This window comes from Promicromonospora kroppenstedtii (assembly GCF_044389675.1).
Lineage (GTDB): Bacteria > Actinomycetota > Actinomycetes > Actinomycetales > Cellulomonadaceae > Promicromonospora > Promicromonospora kroppenstedtii.
On sequence record NZ_JBIRYI010000009.1, the window covers coordinates 165,705 to 179,255 of the forward strand.

General features: G+C 72.1%; 14 protein-coding genes and 1 tRNA gene. 8 read left to right on the top strand and 7 right to left on the bottom strand.

Annotation, left to right across the window (positions count from 1 at the left end; all coding sequences use genetic code 11):
• Positions 1-33 precede the first annotated feature (33 nt).
• From ACH47X_RS15925 to ACH47X_RS15945, 5 genes are all read left to right on the top strand, one after another.
• The gene (locus ACH47X_RS15925) at positions 34-1,575 is read left to right on the top strand and encodes an alpha/beta hydrolase (protein WP_397405561.1); all 1,542 of its coding nucleotides are present in this window, start codon (positions 34-36) and stop codon (positions 1,573-1,575) included.
• Positions 1,576-1,700: 125 nt separating this feature from the next.
• Positions 1,701-1,776, top strand: a tRNA-Thr gene (locus ACH47X_RS15930).
• Between the two features lie 489 nt (positions 1,777-2,265).
• A complete protein-coding gene (locus ACH47X_RS15935) occupies positions 2,266-2,496 on the top strand; it encodes a hypothetical protein (RefSeq protein WP_397405562.1) in 231 nt (76 codons plus the stop codon).
• Positions 2,497-2,947: 451 nt separating this feature from the next.
• Positions 2,948-3,091 (top strand): hypothetical protein, encoded by a 144-nt coding sequence (locus ACH47X_RS15940; protein WP_397405563.1) that lies wholly within the window; start codon positions 2,948-2,950, stop codon positions 3,089-3,091.
• Complete coding sequence (locus ACH47X_RS15945) at positions 3,088-4,221, top strand: aminopeptidase P family protein (RefSeq protein WP_397405564.1); 1,134 nt, start codon at positions 3,088-3,090, stop codon at positions 4,219-4,221. Before ACH47X_RS15940 ends, ACH47X_RS15945 begins: the two co-directional genes overlap by 4 nt.
• A 43-nt stretch (positions 4,222-4,264) precedes the next feature.
• Here ACH47X_RS15945 and ACH47X_RS15950 read toward each other — a convergent pair whose 3' ends face one another.
• Together ACH47X_RS15950 and ACH47X_RS15955 are read right to left on the bottom strand one after the other, a co-directional pair.
• Positions 4,265-4,654 carry a DoxX family protein gene (locus tag ACH47X_RS15950; RefSeq protein WP_397405565.1) on the bottom strand — a complete coding sequence of 130 codons (390 nt, stop codon included), beginning with the start codon at positions 4,652-4,654 and terminating at the stop codon, positions 4,265-4,267.
• Positions 4,655-4,731: 77 nt separating this feature from the next.
• Complete coding sequence (locus ACH47X_RS15955) at positions 4,732-5,577, bottom strand: SDR family NAD(P)-dependent oxidoreductase (protein WP_397405566.1); 846 nt, start codon at positions 5,575-5,577, stop codon at positions 4,732-4,734.
• Positions 5,578-5,690: 113 nt separating this feature from the next.
• On the opposite strand from ACH47X_RS15955, the gene ACH47X_RS15960 reads away from it, so the two are divergent.
• Complete coding sequence (locus ACH47X_RS15960; RefSeq protein ID WP_397405567.1) at positions 5,691-6,302, top strand: TetR/AcrR family transcriptional regulator; 612 nt, start codon at positions 5,691-5,693, stop codon at positions 6,300-6,302.
• Here the strand turns inward: ACH47X_RS15960 and ACH47X_RS15965 are convergent.
• Both ACH47X_RS15965 and zapE read right to left on the bottom strand, forming a co-directional pair.
• The gene (locus ACH47X_RS15965; RefSeq protein ID WP_397405568.1) at positions 6,241-6,702 is read right to left on the bottom strand and encodes a DUF2809 domain-containing protein; all 462 of its coding nucleotides are present in this window, start codon (positions 6,700-6,702) and stop codon (positions 6,241-6,243) included. The two genes, ACH47X_RS15960 and ACH47X_RS15965, sit on opposite strands and share 62 nt — an antisense overlap.
• The gene (gene zapE, locus ACH47X_RS15970; protein ID WP_397405569.1) at positions 6,699-7,754 is read right to left on the bottom strand and encodes a cell division protein ZapE; all 1,056 of its coding nucleotides are present in this window, start codon (positions 7,752-7,754) and stop codon (positions 6,699-6,701) included. Before zapE ends, ACH47X_RS15965 begins: the two co-directional genes overlap by 4 nt.
• A 23-nt stretch (positions 7,755-7,777) precedes the next feature.
• On the opposite strand from zapE, the gene def reads away from it, so the two are divergent.
• Entirely contained in the window at positions 7,778-8,467 is a 690-nt protein-coding gene (gene def, locus ACH47X_RS15975; RefSeq protein ID WP_397405570.1) for a peptide deformylase, read from the top strand.
• A 15-nt stretch (positions 8,468-8,482) separates the two neighbouring features.
• On the opposite strand, the gene ACH47X_RS15980 is transcribed toward def, so the two are convergent.
• The 3 genes from ACH47X_RS15980 to ACH47X_RS15990 are packed head-to-tail and all read right to left on the bottom strand — an operon-like array spanning position 8,483 to position 10,612.
• Complete coding sequence (locus ACH47X_RS15980; protein WP_397405571.1) at positions 8,483-9,064, bottom strand: alpha/beta hydrolase family protein; 582 nt, start codon at positions 9,062-9,064, stop codon at positions 8,483-8,485.
• A gap of 59 nt (positions 9,065-9,123) precedes the next feature.
• Complete coding sequence (locus ACH47X_RS15985; RefSeq protein WP_397405572.1) at positions 9,124-9,957, bottom strand: hypothetical protein; 834 nt, start codon at positions 9,955-9,957, stop codon at positions 9,124-9,126.
• A 34-nt stretch (positions 9,958-9,991) separates the two neighbouring features.
• Positions 9,992-10,612 (bottom strand): hypothetical protein, encoded by a 621-nt coding sequence (locus tag ACH47X_RS15990; RefSeq protein WP_397405573.1) that lies wholly within the window; start codon positions 10,610-10,612, stop codon positions 9,992-9,994.
• 295 nt (positions 10,613-10,907) lie between these two features.
• Between ACH47X_RS15990 and ACH47X_RS15995 the strand changes: the two genes are divergently transcribed.
• Positions 10,908-13,469 (top strand): ATP-dependent Clp protease ATP-binding subunit, encoded by a 2,562-nt coding sequence (locus ACH47X_RS15995; protein ID WP_036965612.1) that lies wholly within the window; start codon positions 10,908-10,910, stop codon positions 13,467-13,469.
• The last annotated feature ends 82 nt before the right edge of the window (positions 13,470-13,551 follow it).

Sequence of the window (13,551 nt, forward strand, 5' to 3'; positions counted from 1 at the left end):
AAATCCACCGAGCACAACCGGTAGGTTGGCCGGGTGATTCGCCCCGCCCGCCGTCGTCAGCCTGCGGCCGTCGTCGCCACGCTGCTCGCTTCTGCCCTGCTCCTCGCCGCCTGCGGAGCACCTCCCAAGGTGCAGACGGCGCTGGAGGACGTGGGCAAGTCGGACGGCTCGGCGACGGAGGGCGCGCCCAAGGGCTACGAGGACTACTACGGCCAGTCGCTGGAGTGGACCGAGTGCGGCGAGGACTTCCAGTGCGCGACGGCGGCCGCTCCGCTGTCGTGGCACGACCCGGGGGCGGGGAGCATCGAGATCGCGCTCAAGCGCATCCCCGCCACCGGGCAGAAGATCGGGTCCCTGCTGGTCAACCCGGGCGGACCGGGCGGCTCCGGGGTCGACTTCGTGGGCGACCCGTCGCGTTTCGGGCAGGCGCTGCGCTCGTCGTTCGACATCGTCGGCTTCGATCCGCGCGGGGTGGGTCAGTCGACGCCGGTCAAGTGCTACGACGACGCCGGCAAGGACGAGTTCCTCAGCAAGGACTACCCCTACACGCCGGAGGGCCTGGCGGAGCGGCAGGACGCCGTCCGCGCCTGGGGCAAGGCCTGTGACGAGAACACCGGGCCGCTGCTCGGGAACGTCGACACCCAGTCCGCCGCGCGCGACATGGACATGCTGCGGGGGGCGCTCGGTGACGACGAGCTGAACTACCTCGGCTACTCGTACGGCACCCAGCTCGGGGCCACCTACGCGGGCCTCTTCCCGGACCGGGCCGGGCGGCTCGTGCTCGACGGCGCGCTGGACACCACCCTCAGCTCGGACGAGGTGGCGCTGCAGCAGGCCGAGGGCTTCGAGAGCGCGCTGCGCGCCTACGTGACTGACTGCCAGGCGGGCAGCGACTGCCCGCTCGGTGACGACGTGGACGACGGTCTGAAGCGGATCCAGGACATGGTCGAGGACGCCGAGCCCAACCCGATCCCGACGTCGTCAGGGCGGGACGTGACCAAGAAGCTCGCGTTCTACGGCGTGGCCGTGACGATGTACGACGAGGCCTCCTGGTCGTTCCTCACCCAGGCGCTGCGGGAGGTCTTCTGGGAGGGCACCGGCGACGACCTGCTCTACCTCGCTGACGTCTACAACGACCGCAACGACGACGGCACCTTCAAGTCCAACAGCGAGGAGGCGTTCCGCGCGATCAACTGCGCCGACTCCCGCGCCGAGGAGGACATGACGAAGATGCGCGACATCGCCGCCGACATCGAGGCCGCCGCCCCGACGCTCGGCGAGTCGTTCGGCTACTCGGGCATCGAGTGCACGGACTGGCCGTACCCGCCGGCCGAGCAGGAGTTCGACCCCGCCGCCAAGGGCGCGCCGCCGATCGTCGTCATCGGTACCACGAACGACCCGGCCACCCCGTACCGCTGGGCCGAGTCGCTCGCGGACACGCTGTCGACGGGCGTGCTGGTGACCTACGAGGGCGAGGGGCACACGGCCTACGGCCGCTCCAACACGTGCGTCAGCAACGCCGTGGAGACCTACCTGCTGGAGGGCAAGGCGCCGAAGGACGGGCTCACCTGCTGACCTCGTGCGCGGCGCCGATCCGCCGGTCAGGGAAGTCACACGGTTTCGCTTTGGAACCTGGGTCATGCATTGGGTACAGTTGGGCCCGCTCACCCATCCGGTCCTGACCGGTGTGCGGTGCGTGCGCCGCCTTAGCTCAGTCGGCAGAGCGTCTCACTCGTAATGAGAAGGTCGTGGGTTCGATTCCCACAGGCGGCTCCATCAAGGAAACCCCGTCCGACCAGGCCATATGTGCCTCGGTTGGTCGGGGTTTCTTGCGTCTCAGGCCCTGTCGCGGGCATCTCGCGCACCCCCCGCGCTCCCCGGGTCGTTGTTCGGCCTGTTCAGACCCGCCTTGTCGGCATCGGTCCCGAGGAAGTGCAGGTACCGGTTCGTGGTCGCGATCGACTCGTGCCCGCACCACTGCTGCGCCGTGCCAGGCTCCACACCAGCGTCGTGAGGACTTTCTTTCTGGCTCAAGGCGCGCCTCCGGCGCGTGAGCCGTGCCGCCGTTGGCGGCACGACAGGGACCGCGCGACCTCCGGCGCCTGGCGGCACCTCCGGCCGCACCCGCCATCGCGCCGCCGCCGTCGGCACGGCCCGGACATGACGAAGACGGCCCCGGCTGAGTAGTCGAGACCGTCTCTCGTTCTTGGACGAACCGGGATGAATTCGGTTCCGTTGACATGAGCCCGCGGCTACGGTCAGCGCATGACAGAGGAGCGGTTCACTCTCATCTGGGCCGTGATGGCGGTCGCTATCGGCATCTACCAGATCGTGTTCACCAAGTCGACGGTCCGGTCCGCACTCAAGTGGCAGCGCCGAAACCCGGATGCGCCTCACCCACAGTGGCTGTACCTGTTCGCGCGCGTCATCGGCTGGTCCTTCGTCGTAGTCGGCGTCACTGTCGGAGGGTTCACAATCGCTGGATCGCTGGCCTGACCCTGGTGCCTCCGGCGGGCACCCGGGAATCAAGAGGAACAGGGACCCCGAAGCAGGAGCATGTTGGGTCACAGACCCGCGATGACAGCCCCGAAGCCGCGCACCCCCACCGAGCGAACGCCTGGTTCGAGCGCACCGCATGCACACGGAACGAGGCGAGGAATCCGGCCCAGGCGGCTCCGAAAGCCCCGGTCAGAGGTTCTTCTGACCGGGGCTTCCTGCTTCTGCTCACCCAATTCGGGTGACGGGCCGCGCCCGAGCCTCTCCTAGGGTCTAGCTCGGGAGGACCGCGGATGAACGCGACGAGCACCTCGGTCGGCGCCGGAGGAGTGCTGGGGGCGACCTGCGTCTCGACGCTGGTCGTCAACGCGAACACCTCGGCGGTCAGCATCCTCCCGCCGGTGATCAGCGCGGACACCGGGATGGTGGCCGACGCCCTATCGTCGTCATCGTGCGGCACCCGGCCGGGCGGACCAGCCTGTCCGACTCGGGGGCCGCCGCCGCGCACCTGCACACGCCGCCCACGACCGCCGCCGCCACGGGCGAGGCCAGGGACTCCCCGTCCGTCGACCAGCCCTCGGGAGAGACGCCATGAGCACCGAACCCCGCACCGCCGTCCCGTTCACCACCCGGGACTACGCCGCCCGTATGTCACGCGTGGTCGACGACGGCCGCGCGGCCGGTCTGGACGGCGTCCTGGTGGCCCCCGGGCCCGACCTGGTCTGGCTCACCGGCTACCAGCCGACGGCGGTCACCGAGCGGCTCACCATGCTGCTGCTCACCGCGGACCGAGAGCCCACGCTGCTCGTCCCGACCCTGGAGCGGCCGGACGCCGAGCGGGCCGAGGGTGCGCCCGCCGTCGCGCTCGTGGGCTGGACCGACGGCGCCGACCCGTACGACGTCGTGCGCGGTCTGCTGCGGCCGGACGGCGCGTACGGCGTCTCCGACAACACGTGGGCCATGCACCTGCTCGGCCTGCAGTCCGCACTGCCCGGGTCGCGGTACGAGTCCCTGACCCGGCGGCTCCCGATGCTGCGGGCCGTCAAGGACGACAACGAGCTGGCACGCCTGGCGGCCGCGGGGGCGGCAGCCGACGCGACCTACGAGGAGATTCTCAAGGTCCGCTTCGCCGGACGCCGCGAGACCGACGTCGCCGCCGACCTCGCCGACCTGCTGCGTGCCCACGGCCACGAGCAGGTCGACTTCACCGTCGTGGGGTCCGGGCCGAACGGGGCCAACCCGCACCACGAGGCGGGGGTGCGGGTGATCCAGGACGGCGACTGCATCGTGCTGGACTTCGGCGGCCTGATGTTCGGCTACGGCTCCGACACCAGCCGCACGGTCTGCGTGGGCGAGCCCAGCGAGCAGGTCCGCGAGGTGCACGAGATCGTGCGCCGCGCCCAGCAGGCCGGCGTCGACGCCGCGCGCCCCGGGGCGGCGTGCCAGGAGGTGGACCGTGCCGCCCGGCGCCTGATCACCGAGGCCGGGTACGGCGAGCAGTTCATCCACCGCACCGGCCACGGCATCGGCGTCACCACGCACGAGCCGCCGTACATGATCGAGGGCGAGGAGCTGCCCATGGTCCCCGGCATGTGCTTCTCGGTCGAGCCCGGCGTGTACCTGCCCGGCCGGTTCGGCGTGCGGATCGAGGACATCGTGACCGTCACCGCGGACGGCGGACGGCGGCTGAACACGAGCGACCGCTCGCTGCGCGTCGTCGGGTGAGCGACCGGCCGGCGGCCGGGCGGGCGGCAGGCTCGGCGGCCCCTCAGGCGGCCAGCGGAACAGGCCCGAGCCGGCCCCACAGCACGAAAGCGATCAGCACCAGGTAGGCCAGGTCTGCCACCAGGAGCCGGTACTCCCGGCGGGAGATCCGCGTGACCGCCGCGCCCACCATGATCATGGCCAGGCCCAGGGCCGCGAGCGGCACCAGCTCCGGGGCGACGCCGGTCAGGCCCGGCAGCACGAGGCCGAGGCCGCCCAGGACCTCCAGCACGCCGATCGTCTTGATCCGGGCCGGGCTGACGTCGTCGGTCCACGCCGCCGAGGCGCCGCCCGCCGCGCGGATCCGCTGCTTGCTCAGGACGATCTTGAGCAGGCCGCCGGCCACGTAGGCCAGCGCGAGCAGTCCGGCCACTGTCCACAGGGCGATGTTCATCGTGATCCTCCCGGTGTCGCAGGTCGCTGTCGCCCCACCGACGAGACGGGCGCCCGTGCCGTGACGGGCGTCCGCCCCTACCGCGCGGGCTCGGGGACGGCCTCCTCGGCCGCGCGGCTCACGGCCTCCCACTCCGCCCAGGTACGACGCCGCTCGTCGGTCACGGCGAATGCGACGTCGTACGCCGTGCCGCCGAGCAGGAGCCGTCGCGGCGGGCGGGGGCTGTCGACGAGCGTCATGATCGCCTCGGCCGCGAGCCGCGGTTCGCTGTCGACGCTGTTCTCCGCGAACTGCGCGGCGAGCCGTTCACGGAGTGCGTCGTACGCGGGCAGCGGCGCGGCGGTGTCCATCGCGGAGTACAGGTCGGTCCAGTAGCCGCCCGGCTCGACGACGGTCACGTGCACGCCGAACTCCGCGAGTTCGTGTGCCACCGCCTCGCTGAGTCCCTCCAGGGCGAACTTGCTGGCGCTGTACAGACCGGTGCCCGCGAAGCCGGCCAGGCCGCCGATGCTGGACACCTGCACCAGGTGGCCGGACCCCTGCCGGCGCAGCACCGGCGCCACCGCCTGGGTGACCCAGACGGCGCCGAAGAAGTTGGTCTCCAGCTGCGCGCGCACCTGCGCCTCGGTGAACTCCTCGACGAACCCGTACGACATGGTCCCGGCGTTGTTGACCACCACGTCCAGCCGCCCGAACGCATCGACCGCACGGTCGACGGCGGCGCGCACCGACGCCGGGTCGCGGACGTCGGCGGCGAGCTGGAGCAGGCCCTCGCGGGTGGCGTCGTCACGCAGGGTGCGGGAGAGGGCGGCGACCCGGTCGCCCGCCGCCAGGGCGGCCTCGGTGAAGGCGCGGCCCAGGCCGCGACTGGCCCCCGTGACGAGCCACGTGCGGGTGGTGGTGCTGGTCTCTTCGGTCGTCATCACGAACCCCTTCGATCGTTGTCGAGACGGAGTGTCTCGACAACGATGCTGTCGGAGGTTCGAGGCCTTGTCAAGACGAAACGTCTCGTCTCCTCAACAGGTAGGGTGGCGACATGGCGACCGAGACGCAGCGCTCCACCGGACGGCGGCGTAATCCCGCGACCCGGGCGACGATCCTGGCGACGGCCTTCGCCGTCGTCGCAGAGCTCGGCTATGCCGGGCTGACGATCGAGAAGGTGGCCGCCCGGGCCGGCGTCGGCAAGCAGACGATCTACCGGTGGTGGCCCAACAAGGGCGCCCTGGTGCTGGACGCCGTTCTGGAGCGGACGGCGGGGGCGGGGTCGGACGGGGCGCCGGCAGAGCTTCCTGACACGGGTGACCTCGAGGCCGACCTGAGCGCCGTGCTGGTGGCCACGGTCGAGGAGTTCGCGGACCCCGACTTCGACCGCGCGCTGCGCGGTCTGACCGCCGCGGTGATCGAGGACGCCGAGCTCGCCCTGGCCTACCGGGAGCGGCTGGACGGCCCGATGCGCGAGCTCAAGAAGCGCAGGCTGCGCCGGGCCCAGGAGGCGGGGCAGCTCGATCCGGACGTGGACCTCGACCTGGCCGTGGACCTGGTGTTCGCGCCCATCGCCCAGCGGTGGACGGAACGGTCGGGCGACCTCACGCCCGACGGTGCGCGGACGGTCGTCCGGCACGCACTCCGGGGCCTCGCGGCACCATGAGCCGGTGCAGTGCCCAGCCCACGGCCGCGCCCACCGCGTACCAGGGCAGGTCCGGGGCGTTGAAGGTGGTGCCGAGCACCAGCCGGGCGAGCGTGCTGTGCGCGCCGAGCGTCGCAGGCACGCCCGTGAGCTGGAAGAGCTCGATCGCCACGCTGAACCCGCACGCCACCACGGCGGCCACCCACCCGCGCGTGGGCGGGGCCACGACCAGCACGAGCCAGAAGATCAGCAGGGCGTAGAGCGCGTCGCCCGCGTACTTCGCGATGTCGCCCGTGAGCACCGACCGCACGGACAGCCCTGCGACCACGGTCAGCACGGCCGCGACGGCGGGTACGGCGCGACGGCGGAGCGCGGCCGCGGTGGCCCGCGGGCGCGCCGTCGCCTCGCGCGCGCCGCTCATGCCTGCCGCTCCGGGACGAGGCGTCCGGACCGGCCCAGCTGCCGCAGCCTGCTCGTCGCGCGGGCCAGGTCGGGCGGGGCCGGGCGGCCGTCGGGCACCACCAGCAGCTCGTCGAGCGGACCCGGGGCGGTCACCACGAGCGGCAGGTCCCGGTCGTAGAGCACGTCCACGAGGCTCACGAACCGCGCCTGCGTGCTGACGTGGCAGTCGGCGAACGGCACGACGTCGGACACCACCCAGCGGTCGAACCGGTCCGCCAGCGACAGCAGGTCCAGCGCGGACACGGGCGCCGTGCAGAGCCCGGCGAAGTCGAACCACACGCCGGCGTCCGCCGCGCGCAGGGCGCGCACGCCGCGGCCGCCGCTCAGGGGGACGTCGACGGCCTCGTCCGGCATCGGCCGAGCGGGCCCGCCGTCCGCCGGCCCGCCCGCGGACCGCGGTGTCACCACGAACCCCGCCCGCCACCCCGTCGCGGCCGGGGCGTGCAGCTCCCGGTAGTCCACCGGGCCATGCACCCGCAGCACGTCCAGCGACGACTCCAGCAGGGCGATGAGAGGCTCGGCGAGCTCGTGGAAGAGCGGGTCGGGCAGCAGTCCCTGCGGCGGGTAGTTCGACGTCGCGACGAGCGTCACCCCGCGGCCCAGCAGGGCACGGAGGGCGCGGGAGAGCAGCATGGTGTCCCCGGCGTCGTGCAGGTGCAGCTCGTCGAAGCAGAGCACGGCGGCGTCGCCGAGCAGGGCGTCCAGGGCGCGCTCCATCGCGTCAGGCGTGCCGGTGCGGGCCCACACCTCGGCGTGCAGCGCCCGGTAGAACTCGTGGAAGTGGAACCGGGGGCCGCCCGAGCGGGCGTGGAACCGGTCCAGGAGCCAGGTCTTGCCGCGGCCCACCGGACCCCAGAGGTAGACCCCGCGCGGGCCGTCCCGACGCGGGCGGGCGGGTCGCGTGCCCAGGGTGTGCAGCAGGTCCTCGAGGTGCTCCGCCGCGGCCAGCTGCGCGGAATCGAGCGCGTACCCCGCGGCGCCGGCGGCGTCGCGGATCGGCGTGGACTGCATGCGTCGAAGGTACCCTCTCTGCCATGGCATGGACCCGCCCCCGACGACGTAAGCCCGTCACGTACCTGCTCGGTGAGCCGGTCGAGGAGTACCCCGCGACCGCTCCGGAGGTGGAGCGGGGCCGGGTGCTGCGCATCACCGAGATCGGCGAGCCGGTGCTGCACACGCCGTCCCGGACCGTGGAGGAGTTCTCGACGCCGGAGCTCGCGCGGCTGATCGACGACCTGTTCGCCACCATGGAGTCGGCGCAGGGCGTGGGCCTGGCGGCCCCGCAGGTGGGCGTGGACCTGCGGGTGTTCGTGTACGACCTCACGGACGCGTCCGGGGACCGGCACGTGGGCCACGTGGTCAACCCGGTCCTGGAGATGGACCTCGAGGCCGAGCCCGAGACCGAGGAGGAGGGCTGCCTCTCCGTGCCGGGGGCGTACGAGCCCCTGGAGCGGCCCGGCGCCGCCACGGTGCGCGGCGTCGACCAGCACGGAGGACCGGTGCAGCTCTCGGGCACCGGGTACCTGGCGCGCTGCTTCATCCACGAGTCGCAGCATCTCGACGGCACCCTGTACTGGGACCACCTCAGCGCCGAGCTGCAGGCGGACGCGCTGGAGCAGCGGGACGAGGAGCGTCCGCACATCGTCGCGGAGCGGCGTGAGATCGCGATCGAGCTCGACAAGACGCCGCCGGAGTACCCGGAGAAGCCGGCCGGCGGTCGCTGACCCCGGACCTCCCGGTCAGCGCAGGGTCGCGACCCAGCTCGCCACGGCCTCGGCCACGGCCCTCTCCCGCGCGACGCCGCGCATGTCGTGCGCGCCGGACAGCGTCACGCTGGTGACGGGCCCGGGGATCGCCGCCACGTGGGCCGCGAGCTCGTCAGGCGTGCCGAACGGATCCTTGTCGCCGGAGACGAAGAGGGTCGGCACCTCGATCTGCCCGAAGTGCTCCACACGGAGCTTCTCCGGCTTGCCCGGCGGGTGCAGGGGATAGCTGAGCAGCACCAGCCCCGCGGCGGGCAGGCCCTCGGCCACCGCCATCGAGCACATCCGCCCGCCGTAGGACCGCCCGCCCAGCAGCAGCCGGTCGGTCCCCACGCCGAGCTCGTCCGCCCAGGCGGCCGCCTCCTTCCGCAGGTGCCCGACGGCGACCGGGGCCCGGTCCGGCATCCGCCGCCCCTGAAGGCGGTACGGGAAGTCGACACGGCGCACGGGCAGCGGCGGCGCGGCGTCGGCCAGGGTCTGCTCGACCGTGACGAGCGCCTGGTTGTCACGGCTCGCGCCCGCGCCGGGGGTCAGCAGGAGGCCTGCGGGAGTGGTCACCGGATCAGTCTGCCCCGGGCGGCGTCGTCCGGCCGGGCCGGAGCGAGACGATCCTCGCCTCAGGTGAGGCGGCGGAGGAGCAGCAGCGCGCCGCCCACGGTCAGCAGCCCGCCGCCGCCGAGCACCGCGACCCAGCCCAGCGGCGAGAGCAGGTCCTCCTCCTGCGCCACGTGCGCCTGCGCCTGCGTCGGTGGCTGCTCCTGGATGTTCCGCAGCAGCCCGGCCCCCGGTGACGTGGTCGACGGCGAAGGGCTCGGCGTCGCGGTGACCGACGGGGTGGGCGTCGGGCTCGGGCTGGCCGACGGCGTGGGGGTCGGCGTGGGCGTCGGGGTCGGTTCCGTCACCACCGCCTGTTCCGCCGCCAGGGCCTCGGTCTCGGCCGGCGTGGGCGTGGCCTCCGGTGTCTGCTCCTCCGCGGGCCGGGGCGTCGAGGTCGGGGTGGGGGTCGACGTGGGCTCCGCGGGCCGCACGGTGGCGGTGCACACGCTGTCGCCGCTCGTCTCGTGCCAGCTGCTCGCGTCCTCGACCTCGACCCACACCACGCAGTAGCCGTCGGGGTAGGCCTGCACGGCCTCGCGGAACGCGGTCCAGCCCTGGTTCTGCTCGCCGCGGGTGAGGTCACGCCCGTAGGAGCGCGCGCTCTTGCCGTTCAGGGAGCGGACCACGTAGGCGACCTCGTCGCTCTCGCGGCCGGGCTCGAAGGACACACCGTCCGAGCTCACCCGGATGTCGTCCCCGTAGGGCTCGGCGGCCGCGGCGCGCTGCCCGGCGGCGGTCGTGCCGGCCAGCGCGAGCACGGTGAGCAGCAGCAGGGCCAGCAGGAGCCGGCGTGGTGCGGTGGCGTGACGTGCCATGGGCCGCGTCGCTGCGGCGGAGGCGATGGTGCGGATCACGGCGGCGATCCTACCGCCGTGCCCGTCGCGGGGCTCAGAATCTCGGCCCCTCCTCGCCGTGCAGGAGGTTGCGGATGGGCCGCGTGACGACGTCGACCCGGTCCACCAGGTCGGTGGGCCCGGTGACGACCAGGGCCCGGTCGGCCGCGGGGGAGTAGACGGCGGTCACGTTCCGCACGGTGACCCGCATGCAGCGCTTGGCGGCGCCGTCCACGTGGAACTGTTTCGTCTCGACCGGCACGTCGTCCACCTCGGCGACGATCGCGCGCATCGCGCTGCGGTAGTCCTGGTACGACTCGGCGAGGTCCGTCACGTCGGCCGCCTCGGGCGAGGCGGCCGGGTCGACGTCGGCGTGCAGCGGGGCCACGAGAGCGCCGCTGCAGGCGGCACGCACGATGTCCTCGACCTGCGCCGGGGTCGCGGGCACACGCAGGGTCTCGACCTCGACGGTCTCGCCGGCGAAGGTGCGGTAGGAGCGCAGGAAGCGCTCCTCCGTCGGGTCCGTGCTGTCGGAGACACCGGTGACCTCCTCCTCGACGAGGTCGAGGCCCCACGTCAGCGGGTCGTCCACCTCGCCGACGACACCGGAGAAGCGCGCGAAGCGCGCGACGATCTGTTCCCAGGACTCGGGGGTCGGGCTCGGTTCGTCCGCCATGGCGCCTCCCGGAGCGGGTGCGGGTCTGGGAACGAGACTGCCGGGTGCACGGGGAGGCGTCAACGACCTTCGCCGGAATGGGCCGGGAATCAGCCGGGACTCGCCGCCTTCCGGGGCCGCCCGGGCGTGTCGCCCCGCTCCGGGCGCGCTTTGCCGTCCGCGGACGGTCCATCGTCACGCCCCTGGCGAACATGGGCATCAACCGGTAGGTCGCCGCGTTGGGAGCGCATAGAGTCGTTGCGGTCAGGCCTGGTACCGCCGGTGCAGGTGTACGCCGCTCGTGAGGGAGCAGCACATGTTCGAGAGATTTACGGATCGCGCCCGTCGGGTCGTCGTCCTCGCCCAGGAAGAGGCGCGGATGCTGAACCACAACTACATCGGCACGGAGCACATCCTGCTCGGCCTCATCCACGAGGGTGAGGGCGTTGCCGCCAAGGCGCTGGAGTCGCTCGGGATCTCGCTCGACGGCGTCCGTACCCAGGTCACCGAGATCATCGGTGAGGGGCAGCAGGCGCCGAGCGGGCACATCCCGTTCACGCCGCGCGCCAAGAAGGTTCTTGAGCTGTCGCTCCGCGAGGCGCTGCAGCTCGGTCACAACTACATCGGCACCGAGCACATCCTGCTCGGCCTCATCCGCGAGGGTGAGGGCGTTGCCGCACAGGTGCTCACCAAGATGGGTGCCGACCTGAACAAGGTTCGCCAGCAGGTCATCCAGCTGCTGAGCGGCTACCAGGGCAAGGAGCCCGTCTCCGCCGGTGGCCCTCAGGAAGGTCAGCCCGCGGGCTCGGCCGTGCTCGACCAGTTCGGCCGCAACCTCACCCAGGCCGCGCGCGAGGGCAAGCTCGACCCGGTCATCGGGCGCACGCAGGAGATCGAGCGGGTCATGCAGGTGCTGTCCCGCCGCACCAAGAACAACCCGGTGCTGATCGGCGAGCCCGGCGTCGGCAAGACGGCCGTCGTCGAGGGCCTCGCGCAGGACATCGTCAAGGGCGACGTCCCCGAGACGCTCAAGGACAAGCAGCTCTACACGCTGGACCTGGGCGCCCTGGTGGCCGGCTCGCGCTACCGCGGTGACTTCGAGGAGCGCCTCAAGAAGGTGCTCAAGGAGATCCGCACGCGTGGCGACATCATCCTGTTCATCGACGAGATCCACACCCTGGTGGGTGCGGGTGCCGCCGAGGGCGCGATCGACGCCGCCTCCATCCTGAAGCCCATGCTGGCTCGCGGTGAGCTCCAGACCATCGGTGCCACCACCCTCGACGAGTACCGCAAGTACGTCGAGAAGGACCCGGCCCTGGAGCGCCGCTTCCAGCCGATCCAGGTGTCGGAGCCGTCGCTCGAGCACGCCATCGAGATCCTCAAGGGTCTGCGCGACCGCTACGAGGCGCACCACCGCGTGTCCATCACGGACTCCGCGCTGGTCTCCGCGGCCACGCTGGCGGACCGGTACATCAACGACCGGTTCCTCCCGGACAAGGCGATCGACCTGATCGACGAGGCCGGGGCCCGGCTGCGCATCCGTCGTATGACGGCGCCGCCGGAGCTCAAGGAGCTCGACGAGTCCATCGCCGAGGCGCGCCGCGAGAAGGAGTCGGCGATCGACGAGCAGGACTTCGAGAAGGCCGCCGGGCTGCGTGACAAGGAGAAGCAGCTCACGCAGGTCCGCGCCGACAAGGAGAAGGCCTGGAAGTCGGGCGACCTGGACACGGTCGCGGAGGTCGACGACGAGCTGATCGCCGAGGTGCTGGCGATGTCCACGGGCATCCCGGTCGTCAAGCTCACCGAGGAGGAGTCCAGCCGGCTGCTCCACATGGAGGACGAGCTGCACAAGCGGGTCGTCGGCCAGGAGGCCGCGATCAAGGCCCTGTCGCAGGCGATCCGCCGTACGCGCGCCGGCCTCAAGGACCCGAAGCGTCCCGGTGGCTCGTTCATCTTCGCCGGCCCCACGGGTGTCGGTAAGACCGAGCTCGCCAAGGCGCTCGCCGAGTTCCTCTTCGGCGACGAGGACGCGCTCATCCAGCTCGACATGTCCGAGTTCTCGGAGAAGCACACGGTCTCGCGCCTGTTCGGCTCCCCGCCCGGGTACGTCGGCTACGACGAGGGCGGCCAGCTGACCGAGAAGGTGCGGCGCAAGCCGTTCTCCGTGGTCCTGTTCGACGAGGTGGAGAAGGCGCACGCCGACATCTTCAACTCGCTGCTGCAGGTGCTCGAGGACGGTCGTCTCACGGACTCGCAGGGTCGCGTGGTCGACTTCAAGAACACCGTGATCATCATGACCACCAACCTGGGCACGCGGGACATCGCCAAGGGCGTCCAGACCGGCTTCAACGCCGGCGGCGACCTGGTGACCTCCTACGAGCGCATGAAGGCCAAGGTCAACGAGGAGCTCAAGCAGCACTTCCGGCCGGAGTTCCTCAACCGCGTCGACGACGTGGTCGTGTTCCCGCAGCTCTCGCAGGACGAGATCATCGAGATCGTCGACCTGGAGATCGCGAAGCTCGACCGTCGCCTGCGCGACCGGGACATGGGCATCGAGCTCACCCCCGCCGCGAAGCACCTGCTGGCGGAGAAGGGCTACGACCCGGTGCTCGGCGCCCGTCCGCTCAAGAGGGCGATCCAGCGGGAGATCGAGGACACGCTGTCCGAGAAGATCCTGTTCGGCGAGCTCACGGCGGGTCAGCTCGTGATCGTCGACGGCGAGGGCGAGGGAATCCTCGGCGAGTTCAGCTTCCAGGGTGTGGAGCGGGACGAGCGTCGTCGGCCGACCCAGGCCGAGCCCCAGTCGGTGCCCGCGGGCGCCGGACTAGTGCCGCGCGACCTGCCGCCGTCGGGCCAGATGGCGGCCGGCGGGGCGTGATCGCCCGGTAGGACCCGGTCCTGACACAAGGCCCGGCCACCCCGAAAGGGGCGGCCGGGCCTTCGTCATGCCGGGGATGGGC